The organism is Chordicoccus furentiruminis, assembly GCF_019355395.1.
In the GTDB taxonomy this organism is placed as follows: Bacteria; Bacillota; Clostridia; order Lachnospirales; family Lachnospiraceae; genus Chordicoccus; species Chordicoccus furentiruminis.
This window is the reverse complement of the sequence record NZ_CP048829.1, coordinates 1314323-1327465: the sequence shown is the minus strand read 5'-3', so window position 1 is coordinate 1327465 and position 13143 is coordinate 1314323. Positions and strand designations below refer to the sequence as shown.

10 protein-coding genes and 1 riboswitch are annotated in these 13143 nt (G+C 58.4%); of the genes, 9 read left to right on the top strand and 1 reads right to left on the bottom strand.

What is annotated here, in order from left to right:
• Positions 1–134: 134 nt before the first annotated feature.
• The 5 genes from G4C92_RS06200 to G4C92_RS06180 all read left to right on the top strand — a co-directional run bounded on the left by G4C92_RS06200 (position 135) and on the right by G4C92_RS06180 (position 7674).
• On the top strand, positions 135–1277 hold the full coding sequence (locus G4C92_RS06200; RefSeq protein WP_274941709.1) for a tyramine oxidase subunit B: 1143 nt from the start codon (positions 135–137) through the stop codon (positions 1275–1277).
• A 34-nt stretch (positions 1278–1311) separates the two neighbouring features.
• Positions 1312–1659 (top strand): P-II family nitrogen regulator, encoded by a 348-nt coding sequence (locus G4C92_RS06195; RefSeq protein ID WP_274941708.1) that lies wholly within the window; start codon positions 1312–1314, stop codon positions 1657–1659.
• A gap of 330 nt (positions 1660–1989) precedes the next feature.
• Complete coding sequence (locus G4C92_RS06190) at positions 1990–3273, top strand: APC family permease (RefSeq protein WP_274941707.1); 1284 nt, start codon at positions 1990–1992, stop codon at positions 3271–3273.
• A gap of 199 nt (positions 3274–3472) precedes the next feature.
• A riboswitch (glycine riboswitch) is annotated at positions 3473–3565 on the top strand.
• Between the two features lie 177 nt (positions 3566–3742).
• A complete protein-coding gene (locus tag G4C92_RS06185; protein WP_274941706.1) occupies positions 3743–5134 on the top strand; it encodes an alanine/glycine:cation symporter family protein in 1392 nt (463 codons plus the stop codon).
• Between the two features lie 368 nt (positions 5135–5502).
• Positions 5503–7674 (top strand): Tex family protein, encoded by a 2172-nt coding sequence (locus tag G4C92_RS06180; protein ID WP_274941705.1) that lies wholly within the window; start codon positions 5503–5505, stop codon positions 7672–7674.
• 95 nt (positions 7675–7769) lie between these two features.
• Here the strand turns inward: G4C92_RS06180 and G4C92_RS06175 are convergent, their stop codons facing one another.
• Positions 7770–9125 (bottom strand): sodium-dependent transporter, encoded by a 1356-nt coding sequence (locus G4C92_RS06175; protein WP_274941704.1) that lies wholly within the window; start codon positions 9123–9125, stop codon positions 7770–7772.
• A gap of 627 nt (positions 9126–9752) precedes the next feature.
• Between G4C92_RS06175 and G4C92_RS06170 the strand changes: the two genes are divergently transcribed.
• Genes G4C92_RS06170 through G4C92_RS06155 form a run of 4 tightly spaced genes read left to right on the top strand, consistent with a single transcriptional unit; the run spans position 9753 to position 13125 of the window.
• Positions 9753–10073 carry a (2Fe-2S)-binding protein gene (locus G4C92_RS06170; protein WP_274941703.1) on the top strand — a complete coding sequence of 107 codons (321 nt, stop codon included), beginning with the start codon at positions 9753–9755 and terminating at the stop codon, positions 10071–10073.
• Positions 10070–11647: an FAD-dependent oxidoreductase gene (locus G4C92_RS06165; protein WP_330654825.1), complete on the top strand. Its 1578-nt coding sequence runs from the start codon at positions 10070–10072 to the stop codon at positions 11645–11647. The genes G4C92_RS06170 and G4C92_RS06165 overlap by 4 nt, the downstream gene beginning before the upstream one ends.
• A gap of 12 nt (positions 11648–11659) precedes the next feature.
• Positions 11660–11989 carry a (2Fe-2S)-binding protein gene (locus tag G4C92_RS06160; protein ID WP_274941702.1) on the top strand — a complete coding sequence of 110 codons (330 nt, stop codon included), beginning with the start codon at positions 11660–11662 and terminating at the stop codon, positions 11987–11989.
• Entirely contained in the window at positions 11989–13125 is a 1137-nt protein-coding gene (locus G4C92_RS06155; RefSeq protein WP_274941701.1) for an NAD(P)/FAD-dependent oxidoreductase, read from the top strand. Before G4C92_RS06160 ends, G4C92_RS06155 begins: the two co-directional genes overlap by 1 nt.
• Positions 13126–13143 lie beyond the last annotated feature (18 nt).

Genomic DNA, 13143 nt, shown 5'->3' with positions numbered 1-13143 from the left:
TTCGGGGCGGTGGCAGAAGGCGCGGCGGAGCTCCGAACGGCCGGCATGAACGGACTGTCCGTGGGTCTGCAGTGTGAAACGAAGCGCAGGATCAGGCGCGCGGCGGGCATGAGACAGTCAGAGGAGGGAGCCAGATGGACAGTCGGATTGATTTTCTGTACCTGAGTGAACCGGATATGGTGAAGGCGGGCGTCAAGGATATGAAAGCCTGCATCGAGGCGATGGAGGACATGCTGATCCTTCTGAAGAAGGGCGACTATGTCATGGGCGGAGAGAATCACAATTCGCACGGGACGATGGTGACGTTCCCGGACGATCCGAAGTTCCCGGGCATGCCGAGGAATACGCAGGACCGCCGCTTTATGGCGATGCCGGCATATCTCGGCGGGCGCTATCAGATGGCCGGCGTCAAGTGGTACGGCTCCAATATCGAGAACAAGAAGAAGGGACTGCCCCGTTCTATCCTGATGATGATCCTCAACGACAAGGACACCGGCGCGCCGCTGGCGGTTATGTCCGCGAACCTGCTGTCCGCTTACAGGACCGGCGGGATTCCGGGCGTCGGCGCGAAATATCTCGCGCGTCCGGACTCCGAGACTGCGGCTATCATTGGGCCGGGCGTGATGGGGAAAACCTCGCTGGCGGCCTTCGCGGCAACCTGTCCGAAGCTGCATCGGGTCAACATCAAGGGAAGAGGAAAGGCATCCATCGATTCCTTCGCGGCCTTCGTGAAGGAGGAGTTCCCGAGCATCGATGAGATTAAGGTCTGCGACACCATCGAGGAGGCGGTGCGCGGCGCCGATGTGATTTCCTTCACGACGACGGCGCTCACGGATGATGATCCGTCTGTGGTGAACACCTATCCGTATGTGGACGGCTCGTGGGTGAAGCCGGGTGCCTTTATCTCGATGCCGTCCGCGGCCCGGTTTGACGACGCTTTTCTGAGCGGGTGCCGGCTTGTGGTCGACAATTCCAAGCTCTATGAGGCGTGGGAGAGCGAATATCCGTACCCGACCTACCCGAAGATGGGCATCATCGGCTGCAAGTTTACGGATCTCATCCATGACGGGAAGAATACACGCGGCGACATTACCGATATGGCGGATATCATCGAGGGCAAGGCGGACGGCCGCCAGTCGGACGATGACATCATCGTCTATTCGGTGGGCGGTATGCCGGTGGAGGACGTGGCCTGGGGCTGCAGCGTCTACCGCCGTGCGAAGGAGCTTGGCATCGGCGTGAAGCTGAACCTCTGGGATGCGCCTCTGATGGCCTGAAAAAAACCGAAACGCGGATAAGGAGGGCAAAGAGATGAGCGGTTTGTCAAAGATGGATATTATCTGCGATATGTCGAAGTTCGCCGCGCTGAAGAGAAGTCTCAGCAGTATGCATGTGGGCGGCATGACGTTTACGCAGGTGCTCGGCTGCGGCGTCGAGAAGGGCACCAAGGAGTATGAGGTGGACGAGAACTACGAGATGGAGCTTCTGCCCAAGATTCAGATCGCCATCGTGGTCGAGTCGGACCGGGTGAAGGCGATCACGGAAGAGATCAAGAAGGTGCTGTATACCGGACATATCGGCGACGGCAAAATTTTTGTCTATAAGCTGGAAAATATGATCCGTGTCCGCACCGGAGACGAGGGAACGGACGCGCTTTGAGCACAACCCGTGCCCGGCACCCGGGATGAGCAGCCGGCAGTCTTAAGTCCGACTGAGGCGGACGGCGCGGTCCGTAGGAACGGGCGAATCGGAAGTGAATAAGGCGGACGGCCGGGAGCGCCGTTCATGCGAGCACGCCGACGGAGGCTGGTTCTGCCTGTGCAGACAGGCGGACAGACCCGCCGGCGTGTTTTTGCAGGAAGAAGCAGGATGCGGCATGCATGTCGGCGGCCGGAACCGATGCGGAACGGGAAGCGGAGGCATCTTTCTGCGGGACGGGCGGCGGGCGCTGTGCCCGCATGAGGAATCCGCGGCGGATGCATGCTCATCATGACGAAAAGCAGGCCGGAAAAGAGGAGGGCGGACGCGATGGCGACGATGTCCGAGCTGAACGCGCTGATGCCGAATGTCACCGGGGGGCTCGCCCAGTACACGCTGGCCGGCGTGGGCCCGGTGCCGACCATCGTGCTGATGGTGGGCGGCTACATGATCTCGAATATTCTCTCTTCCGGCGTGGAGGCGTCGATTTTCGCCTATGCCATGGGGCAGGTGCTGCATCTTCCGGTTCCGAATTTCTTCTGGAGCGTCCTCGCCTCCGTCGTCATTCTGATCGCCAACCTTTACGGCGTCGACATGTTCGCGAAGGTGCAGGATCTGGTGAGCTACCTGCTGCTCGGCTCGATGCTGATCATGGGTCTTCTCGGCGTGTTCAGACTGGGGACGGGAACGGCGGTGAACCAGCCCGCCGTCATGAACGGCAGCTTCAACAACGTGGTTTCGATGACCGCGGTGGCATTCTGGCTCTTCATCGGAGCGGAGTACGCGATCCCGATCTCGAAGGATGTGAAAAATGCACGCCGCAATGTGCCGCTCGGGATGTTTATCGGGCTGGGTCTGATCTGCGCCGTCCAGTCGGTGATGGTGCTCGGTTTCCACAACTATACGGCCTGGAGCGATCTGGAGCATTCCGCGGCGCCTCATCTGCTGTACGGGGAGGCGCTGCTGGGGAGTCCGGGTCAGATCTGGATGGCTTTTGTGGCGGCGCTCGCCGTCATCAGCACGCAGAATTCCACGGTGCAGGGCCTTTCGAGTATCTTTGCCGGGATGGCGAAGACGAATCTGATGCCGCAGGCCTTCGGGAAGCTGAACCGTCACAGGGTGCCGGCGTTCGGCGTGTGGTTCGTGACGCTGACGATCATTCTCTGCGCATACATCAGCCAGGATTCGTCAGACCGGATCAGCTTTCTGATTCTGGTCGGCTCGGTGTTCTGGATGGCTTCCTACATCATGGCGCATATCGATCTTCTGATCTTCCGGCACAGGCTGCCGAAGGCGCCGCGGACCTTCCGCGTGCCGTTCAGGCCGGTGCTTCCGGTCATCGGAATCTGCGGAACGGTCTACATGATTCTTCATATTTCGACGGATCCGGTGGAGCGGAATCAGATCTGGCTTCTGACGGCCGTGATTTTCGCGATCCTTTTTGTCTACTCGGTCATCTGGATCAGGGTGAAGATGAGGATTCCGGTTTTCCGGCCTGTGCCGGTGAAGGATGTGCTGGCGATGGAAAATACGATGTACTATCAGATCCGGAAACGGAAGGGGATCTGGAAATGAGACGGAATTCGGCGGCGCATTGGCAGGGAAAAGCCAGATGAGGTGTCCCCGTTGACTTTCACACTGCGTGATGCTATTGTTTTGGAGTAAATTTAATATCGACGTAGATGTTTCCAGGAAAACGCAGGATCCGGCGCATGCCGGACGAGCTGCCGAAGGAGTAAAACTCTCAGGTGTCATCATGACAGGACTGGAGACGGAGTGGAATTCCGGAGAACCTCTTAGGAGTACCGAAGGTGCAATGCGCTTGTTCAGCGCAGAATCTCTCAGGTAAAAGGACGGAGTTGAGTGAATATCGATTCGGATATTCATGGAAAAGGCCGTTGTGCCTTTTTTGTTCGGTGCCGCTTCCATAACCAGAATGGAGACGGCATTTTTTATCGGTCATCCTTTTTCCGGCGAAGCTTGTGAGAAGCCGGTCCGGGATCCTCTTCAGCGCGTCACCAGAAAGAGGGGAGACAGAAGATTCATGGATGCACTGAATGAAGTAATCAGCCGGGCAGACAGTTTTGTGTGGAACAACATTCTGCTGTTTGTTCTGGTCGGCACGGGTATTTTCTTTACGATCCGCACGAGATTTGTCCAGATCCGGCGGTTTCCGGGTGCCTGGAAGCGCGTGTTCGGGAATTTCTCGCTCAACGGCGGAAAGGGCGGGAAGGAAGGCATGAGCTCCTTCCAGGCACTGGCGACCGCGATCGCCGCCCAGGTCGGGACCGGAAACATCGCGGGCTGCGCCACAGCCCTTGTCGGAGGCGGGCCGGGCGCCATTTTCTGGATGTGGCTGGCTGCATTTTTCGGAATGGCGACGATCTACGGCGAAGCCGTTCTGGCGCAGAAGACCAAGACCCGTGACGAGGACGGCGAGGTGATCGGCGGGCCGGTCTACTACATCCGCAGGGCGTTCAAAGGAAAAGGCGGAAAGTGCCTGGCTGCGTTTTTCGCCGTCATGATCATTCTTTCGCTCGGGCTCATGGGCAATATGGTCCAGTCCAATTCAATCAGTGATGCGTTCCACACTGCGTTTCATACCCCGCAGTGGGTCGTGGGAATTCTGGTAGCGGTTTTGTCAGCCTTCATCTTCATGGGCGGAACGAGCCGGATCGCGTCCTTCACGGAGAAGGTTGTCCCGATTATGGCGGCCCTCTACCTCGTGGGAGGCATCATTCTCCTTGTGATCAATCACAATGATATCCTGCCGGCACTCAGCTCCATCTTTGCCGGTGCGTTCAGCCCGCGGGCAGTACTCGGGGCGGGGGCCGGCATCACCGTCCGGGAAGCGATGCGGTACGGCGTGGCGAGAGGCCTCTTCTCCAATGAAGCCGGCATGGGCTCGACGCCGCACGCGCATGCGCTGGCCCAGGTGAAGAACCCGCAGGAGCAGGGTGAGGTCGCGATGATCGGTGTTTTTATCGATACGTTCGTCGTGCTGACGATGACGGCGCTGGTCATTCTGACCGCACCCGGTGCAGATGGAGGTTTTCTCGGCCTTCTCAATTCCATGATTAAAAACGGCGTGACCGGAACGCCGGTGGCGCAGGCTGCCTTTTCCACCGGGTTAGGGGCGTTCGGACCGGGCTTCGTCGCGATCTGCCTGCTGTTCTTCGCGTTCTCGACGATCATCGGCTGGTTCCTTTTTGCCAGACAGAATATCACTTATCTGTTCGGGAAGAATGCTGTCCGGCCATTTGCGTGCGTGGCGGTCGTCTGCATTTTCTTCGGGTCGCTTCTGAAAGTTGATCTTGTCTGGAACATGCAGGACCTCTTCAACGGGGTCATGGTGATCCCGAACCTGCTGGCACTGCTGGCGCTTTCGGGATATGTCGCGAAATTATCCCACGGGCAGGACGTGGAGATCAGATAACCACGGGTTACCTGGGCAGGGCGGCCGTCAGAACATGAGGGCCGTCGCCGGCTGCGCTCCGGTATGTCTCCTGATCAGCTCCGGATTTTTCACTATAGCAGGGAAGGATACGGAAAAATGCCGGTCTGTCTATGAGAAGAGAAAGGATCGGAACAGAAGCCCTCGCGCCGATGTGTGAACTTTGCCGGAGCGAGGGCATTTTCATGCGCCGGCATTTGAATTGAAGCCGCCGGATCTGCGCGAGAAGAGACAGATGCACGAAGCAGGATGGGACAAGCCGCACACAGTGCGGTATGATGATCCGGATGGAGGCGCTGCAGACAGCGGGCCGTCTGTCTTGATGGGTGCAGAAGGATGGAACAGACAAGATGAAGATAGCAGAACAGATCGCGGAAGAACTGCATATTCAGCCATGGCAGGCGGAAGCCGTCATCAGCCTGATCGATGAGGGCAACACCATTCCGTTCATCGCGCGTTACCGTAAGGAGAAGCACGGCGAGCTGAACGATGAACAGATCCGGAACCTGAGTGAACGTCTCACCTATCTCCGGAATCTGGAGGATCGCAGGGCGGCGGTCCGTGCGTCGATCGCAGCTCAGGGGAAGATGACGAAGGAGCTGTCCGCGGCGATCGACGGCGCAGAAACGCTCGTGGCGCTGGAGGATATTTACCGTCCGTATAAGCAGAAACGCCGCACCCGCGCAGTCGTGGCGAGGGAAAAGGGTCTGGAAGGCCTGGCCCGGATCATCCTTGAGCAGAAGATCGACCATCCGCTGGAAGAAGAGGCACAGAAATATGTCGATCCGGAAAAAGGCGTGAATTCCGCCGGCGAAGCCATTGCCGGGGCGTCGGACATCATCGCGGAGATGATCTCCGACAATGCGGAGTTCCGGACCAGAATCCGTGATTTTACCAGAAAGAGCGGAATCCTTGTGTCCGCGGCAAAAGATCCGGACGCGAAGTCCGTCTATGAGATGTACTACAATTTTCAGGAGCCGGTATCGAAGATCACGGGCTATCGCGTGCTCGCGATTAACCGCGGAGAGAAAGAAAACTTCCTGACGGTTAAAATCGATGTCGACGTCAGAAAGATCATCCTGATGATCGGCCATACGTTGGTGCGCGGTCATAACCGGTACACGGTGCCGGTCCTGACCGGGGCGATGCAGGATTCCTACAAGAGACTGATCGGACCTGCCATCGAGCGGGAGATCCGGAACGAGCTGACCCAAAAGGCGGAAGACGGCGCAATCCGTGTGTTTGACAAAAACCTGGAGCAGCTGCTGATGCAGCCTCCGATCGCCGGTCAGGTCGTGCTCGGATGGGATCCGGGATATGCACATGGCTGCAAACTCGCCGTCGTGGAAGAGACCGGAAAAGTGCTGGATACGGCCGTCGTCTATCCTGTTCCGCCGTCTGCCCGGATGAAGGCGAACCCCCGGAAGGCGGAAGAGACGAAAAAACTGGTCCGAAACTGGATTGAAAAATATCACGTCACGCTGATCGCGCTCGGGAACGGAACCGCGTCCCGCGAGTCCGAGCAGTTCATCGTGGACCTCCTGAGGGAAATCCCGGGCTGCAAAGTCCGCTATGTGGTGACGAACGAAGCCGGCGCGTCGGTGTATTCCGCCAGCAAACTGGCAGCGGAAGAATTCCCGGACTTTGACGTGGAGCAACGCGGTGCGGCCTCGATGGCAAGACGTGTGCAGGACCCGCTCGCGGAGCTGGTCAAGATCGACCCGAAGGCGATTGGTGTCGGCCAGTATCAGCATGATATGAACCAGAAACGGCTCGATGAAGCGCTGGGCGGCGTCGTTGAGGACTGTGTGAACCGTGTCGGGGTGGATCTGAACACGGCATCGGCGCCTCTGATGGAGCATGTGTCGGGCATCAGCAGGACTCTGGCAAAGAACATCGTGGCATTTCGTGAGAAAAACGGCCGTTTCGTCAGCCGGAGAGAGCTTCTGAAAGTGCCGAAGCTGGGGCCGAAGGCCTTTGAGCAGTGCGCCGGCTTCCTGCGGATCCGGGGAGGAAGTGAGCCGCTGGACAACACCGGCGTGCATCCGGAAAGTTATCAGGCGGCCGATTCCCTGATCCGCGACCTGGGCCTTGATAAGCATGCGCTTTTTGCCTCCGGCAGCGCGGACGGCCCCCGGGTGCATGTCCGGGATTATAGAGTCATGGCTGCAAAGCTCGGCATCGGGGAACCGACGCTGAAGGATATCGTAAAGGAGTTAAATGCACCCGGTCGGGATCCCCGTGAGGACATGCCGAAACCGATTCTCCGGAGCGACGTGCTGACCATGGACGACCTGAAGGCCGGCATGGTCCTCAAGGGAACGGTGCGCAACATCGTCGATTTCGGGGCGTTTGTCGACATCGGCGTCCATCAGGACGGGCTGGTGCATGTCTCGAAGATGTCGGATGAGAAGTTCGTGAAGCATCCGCTCGATGTGGTGTCCGTTGGGGACGTGATCGATGTGAAGGTCATCAGCGTGGATCCCGGGAAGAAGCGGATCGGGCTTTCGATGATTCTCTGAAGCGGGATCCGGTGCAGGCGTGTCTGGATATTGAGAACAGGATCAACGATTCGATCCGTCCACAGCCTTTGATTTTCTTCTGGATTCATTATCGATCAGAACAGCCCCATGAAGAAGACGATCAGGAAGAGGAACGGCAGGATCCATGTAAGGTAGAAACGCATCCATTTCTGGACGCGCAGCCCCTTTCCGGCATTCGCCTCCTTGCAGAAGGCGTCCCATCCCCATCCGGATTTTCTTGTGCAGAACAGCGCGATCACAAATGAGCCGAGCGGCAGCACAAGATTCGAGACGATGAAGTCCTCGAGATCCATGATGCTCGTCCCTTTACCCAGAGGCTGAATCGCGTTCAGCAGATTCGGGCCGAGTGCACAGGGCGTCGCGAGCAGCAGCATGAGAATGCAGTCTATGAGGCATGCTTTCTTCCGGCTCCAGCCGGTCAGGTCCATGAACATCGCGATAATGTTCTCGAAGACGCCGATGACGGTGGAGAAGGCGGCAAACGTCATGAAGACGAAGAAGAGAGAACCCCAGAGACGCCCGAGCGCCATATGGTTGAAGATGTTCGGAAGCGTCTTGAAGATGAGAGACGGTCCCGCGTCCGGCTGCACGCCGTAGGCGAAGCAGGCCGGAAATATGATGAGGCCGGACGTGAATGCGACAAACGTATCCAGCAGGGCGACGTTCACGGACTCGCCGAGGAGCGCCCGCTCTTTGGAGATATAGCTGCCGAAGATCGCCATGCCGCCCATGCCGATGGAGAGCGTGAAGAACGACTGATTCATGGCTGCCTGAATGACGGACCAGATGCCAACTTTCCGGATCTCCTTCATGTTTGGCTTCAGGTAGAACGAAAGACCCGCCGTGCCGCCGGGCACCAGGATGGAATTGACGGCCAGAACCACCATGATCAGGAGAAGCGCGATCATCATGAATTTTGTCACCTTTTCGACGCCTTTCTGGAGACCCAGGCTCAGGATGAAGAAGCCGACCCCGACCGAGATGGCCATGAAGATCCATTGTCTTGCAGGACTACGCATCATGATGTCGAACTGATCGGAGATGCCCTGATTGTCAAGGCCTGAGAACGTACCATCTGCTGTATAGACAAAGTACTGGAGCATCCAGCCGCAGACGCAGGTGTAGAACATCATGAGGATGTAGTTGCCGGCGAAGGCGGCATATCCGTGGATATGCCACTTCGTGCCTTCTGGCTCCAGAGGATAATACATCCGGACGGGACTTTTCTGTGCGGCGCGCCCCATGGCGAATTCCATCGTCATGACCGGCACGCCCATGAGGGCAAGAAAGATCAGATAGATGATGACGAAGGCGCCTCCACCGTTCTGACCGACAAGCCATGGGAATTTCCAGACATTGCCGATGCCGATGGCGCAGCCTGCCGACAGCAGAATGAAGCCGAGCCGGCTTCCGAGATGTTCTCTTTCCATAACTCCCTTTCCAGCCGCCTCTTTCAGGCGGCGCAGCAGGGAAGAACGGATGACATGCGGAATACGACCCGTTTCCTCCCCCTCGATGAAACGAACTGCTGTGACGCTTCAACGCATATCAGCAAGTTTTTTTATCTTACTACTTTTCGTGCAGAATGAACAGGGAAGTGTGAAAACGTGATGGAAAAAGAAGCGAAATGTTGACATCATCACTTGGAAAAAGAGGGACGATCCTAAATGATTCACCGACCGTATGGACAGCGCTTCGAAAACATTCGAGATACAGGGGAGGTGGCCGGGCGAGGGAAAAAGGCGCGTAAAATACCGTTTGACACTGGGACAATGCCAGAGTTTATCATACAGTGCAAGGCAACTTGCATTCAAAGGTGGATCAGGGTGCGCGGAAGGCGCGTGACCTGATCCACTTTTTCCGCGTAAGCTGCGAGCCACGCGCCCGTACAGGAAGGCAGCTGCCTGTGCTTGCACAAAGGCAGCTGCCTTCCTGCACGGGCATGCGGCGACAGCCGCGATGAGCGCCAGCGAAGCAGGCGCGAATGCGCGAGGCTCGTTCTTACGCGGGACGGTCCGTCCGGGGCCTTGATGGATGATGAGAGGGAGGCGGTCTTCATGGAACGAATCACGGAACACCCGATACTGGGAGAAAGCCCGGTAGGAAAGCTGGTGCATTTCACATATGACGGGAAAGACCTTCAGGGATACGAGGGCGAGCCGATCGCGGTCGCGCTCCGCGTCAATGGCGTGATGGTGCACCGGTATACCGCAAAGCGGCATGAGCCGCGAGGCGTTTTCTGTGCGATCGGGAGATGCACGGACTGCGTGATGGTCGTGGACGGCCAGCCGAACGTCCGGACCTGCATCACGCCGCTTAAGGAAGGAATGAAGGTGCAGACGCAGGACGGCGCACGTGCCATGGAGGTGGTGAGATGAAGGTGGAGAGAAAAGAACTCATTGTCATCGGCGCAGGCCCGGCCGGGCTTTCCGCCGCGATCGAAGCGGCAAGATATGGCGTGCACGTCACGGTATTTGATGAAAACGACCGTCCGGGCGGACAGCTGTTCAAGCAGATCCACAAATTCTTCGGTTCGAAGGAGCACAAGGCGAAGATCCGCGGGTTCAGAATCGGCGAGGAGCTGCTCGCTGAGGCGGAGCGTTCAGGCGTCGAGGTTGTGCTTTCCGCGACCGTGATCGGTCTCTACAAAGAGAAGGAAGTTCTCGTGCAGATCGGCGGAGAGGTCCGTCATTTCAAGGGCGACGCGATCCTCGTCGCGACCGGCGCGGCGGAGAATATGGTCAATTTCCGGGGCTGGACGCTGCCGGGCGTGATCGGTGCGGGCGCTGCCCAGACGATGATGAACCTTCATCACATCAAGCCAGGCAACCGGATCCTGATGCTCGGAACCGGCAATGTCGGACTCGTGGTTTCCTTCCAGCTTCTTCAGGCAGGCTGTGAGGTCGTGGCATTGGCGGACGCCGCGCCGGCGATCGGCGGGTACGGCGTGCATGCCGCAAAACTGGCAAGATGCGGCGTACCGTTCTACCTCTCCCATACGATCAAGGAAGTCGAAGGAACGGACTGCGTGAAAGGCGTGACGATCGCCGAGGTGGATTCACACTTCCAGTTCATTCCGGGGACGGAGAAGCATTTTGATGTTGACACGGTCTGCGTGGCGGTCGGGCTCTCTCCGATGGCCCAGCTCCTCAAGATGGATGGTATCAAGATGGCGAGCACAAAAGGCGGCTACGTTCCGGTCTGCGATGAGACCGGCGCCACGTCCGTTCCGGGTATCTACGCGGCCGGCGATGTAGCAGGCATCGAGGAAGCTTCTTCCGCGATGATCGAGGGCAGGATGAGCGGTGCCGCGATCGCGAAAGAACTCGGCTACACGGACGCTCCGGCAGAGGAGAGCCGAATCCACGAACTGGCCGCATCGCTCGATACGCTCCGTCAGGGCATGTTCGCACCGAAGAACCGCGGAAAGAAGATCGAGAAGACGGAAGAGGGCATCCCGATATCTGAAAACCTCCTGCACCATGGTTTTGTCGCGGATGACGAGATCAGCCGTTTCCCGGGCTTCCGGAAGGTCGCGGAGGTCCATCCGGTGATCGAGTGCACGCAGAACATCCCGTGCAACCCCTGCCAGGACGCGTGCAAGAAGGGATGCATTTCCATCGGAGACAACATCACGTCTCTTCCGATCTCGGTGGATGAGAGCCATTGTATAAACTGCGGGATGTGTGTCGCGAGCTGCTCGGGCCAGGCGATCTTCCTCGTTGCGGAGGAGACGGAGCCTGGGTACGGCGAGGTGACGATTCCGTACGAGTTCCTGCCGCTTCCGGAAGTCGGCGATAAGGGAACGGGGCTCGGCCGTGACGGGCGGCCGCTCTGCCCGGTGGAGATCACGCGTGTCCGCAGCAGCAAGGCTTTTGACGGAACAAACCTGGTGACGATGAAGGTGCCGATGCGCTTTATCGATCAGGCACGTTTCTACAAGAAGGCGTAAGGAGGCGTCAGGATGCTGGATATTCAGAAGAAGCTGGAAGAAATCGGGCCGTACGTCCCGGAAGCAGATGACGATCTTCTTGTCTGCCGGTGCGAAGAAGTCAGCAAAGGTGAGATCCGGAAAGCCGTTCATGAAGGCATCACCACGATCGAGGAATTAAGACGGTTCCTGCGCTGCGGCATGGGGCTCTGCCAGGGCCAGACATGCGGAAACCTGACGATGCGGCTGGTCGCAAGGGAACTGAAAGTGCCGATGAGTGAGATCGATGTGGCGACGTCACGGGCGCCGATGCGTCCGATCGTGATGGAGACGGCCGGAAACGACAGAGGGAGGGCAGAGTGATGAAGACGACGGCGGATGTGATCATTGTCGGCGGAGGCATCGTCGGCTGTGCGACGGCCTGGTATCTTGCCCGCCGCGGCATAAAGGACGTGATGGTCCTCGAGGGGAGCGATTCGATCGGACACGGCGCTTCGAGTCGGAACGGCGGCGGCGTCCGCCAGTCGGGCCGCGATGTCCGTGAACTGCCGATCGCGATGTGCGCGGTTGAGAAGTTCTGGCCGCATCTTTCGGAAGAGCTTGGCGTCGAGACTGAGTATACGCAGAAAGGGAACCTGCGGCTCGGCAAGACGGACGCGCATCTTAAGAAACTTCAGAACCTGGCTGACAGCTGTCAGAAGATGGGCCTTGACGTGAAGATGATCGACGCGAAGGAAGTCCATGACATCAACCCGTATCTGTCCGAGAATGTCATCGGCGCGAGCTTCTGCCCGACGGACGGCCACGCGAATCCTCTGACCACGACGCTCGGCTACTATGTCCGCACGCTGGAACTTGGTGTCCGCTTCTTCACGGGTGCGAAGGTGAAAGCACTGGAGAAGGTGAAGGGACGTGTGCGGAAGGTTATCCTCGAGGACGGAACGGTGCTCGAAGGCGGCGATGTCATCGTCGCGGCCGGTTACCAGAGCCGGAAACTGATCAATACGGTCGGGCTCGATATTCCGATGGTACCGGAGGTTGACTGCGCGCTTGTGACGGAAATGCAGCCGCCGATGTTCGAGCAGATGCTGGGAACGGCGGCCGCCGATTTCTACGGTCATCAGACGCGTCACGGTTCTTTCGTCTTCGGCGCCATCGCCGGGCCGGAGGAGCAGATGGATACGGACGGCGAGAACACCGCGATCTCTCATCCGATGACGCTTGGGGCAAGCTGCCGGGCTATCGAAGGCTGGATTCCGGCCCTTAAGGGAGCGAAGATCGTCCGGACATGGAGCGGCTACTGCGACACGACACGCGACGGCGTCTGTGTCCTCGGACGCCCGGAGGAGACGCCGGGCCTCATCCTGGCCGCCGGCTTCTGCGGTCATGGCTTCGGAACGGCACCTGCGGTCGGCTATATGCTCGCTCAGATCGTGGCGGGTGAGCCGACGCTCTGTGATCTTTCGCCGCTTGCGTATGAGCGGTTCTATGAGATCTGATAAGGGATTGCGTACATT

Bases quoted from the DNA above. Each gene is read 5' to 3' on its own strand.
- G4C92_RS06170 (WP_274941703.1), top strand. From the start codon at position 9,753: ATGGAACGAATCACGGAACACCCGATACTGGGAGAAAGCCCGGTAGGA.
- G4C92_RS06190 (WP_274941707.1), top strand. From the start codon at position 1,990: ATGACGAAAAGCAGGCCGGAAAAGAGGAGGGCGGACGCGATGGCGACG.
- G4C92_RS06160 (WP_274941702.1), top strand. From the start codon at position 11,660: ATGCTGGATATTCAGAAGAAGCTGGAAGAAATCGGGCCGTACGTCCCG.
- G4C92_RS06200 (WP_274941709.1), top strand. From the start codon at position 135: ATGGACAGTCGGATTGATTTTCTGTACCTGAGTGAACCGGATATGGTG.
- G4C92_RS06195 (WP_274941708.1), top strand. From the start codon at position 1,312: ATGAGCGGTTTGTCAAAGATGGATATTATCTGCGATATGTCGAAGTTC.
- G4C92_RS06175 (WP_274941704.1), bottom strand. From the start codon at position 9,125: ATGGAAAGAGAACATCTCGGAAGCCGGCTCGGCTTCATTCTGCTGTCG.
- G4C92_RS06155 (WP_274941701.1), top strand. From the start codon at position 11,989: ATGAAGACGACGGCGGATGTGATCATTGTCGGCGGAGGCATCGTCGGC.
- G4C92_RS06180 (WP_274941705.1), top strand. From the start codon at position 5,503: ATGAAGATAGCAGAACAGATCGCGGAAGAACTGCATATTCAGCCATGG.
- G4C92_RS06165 (WP_330654825.1), top strand. From the start codon at position 10,070: ATGAAGGTGGAGAGAAAAGAACTCATTGTCATCGGCGCAGGCCCGGCC.
- G4C92_RS06185 (WP_274941706.1), top strand. From the start codon at position 3,743: ATGGATGCACTGAATGAAGTAATCAGCCGGGCAGACAGTTTTGTGTGG.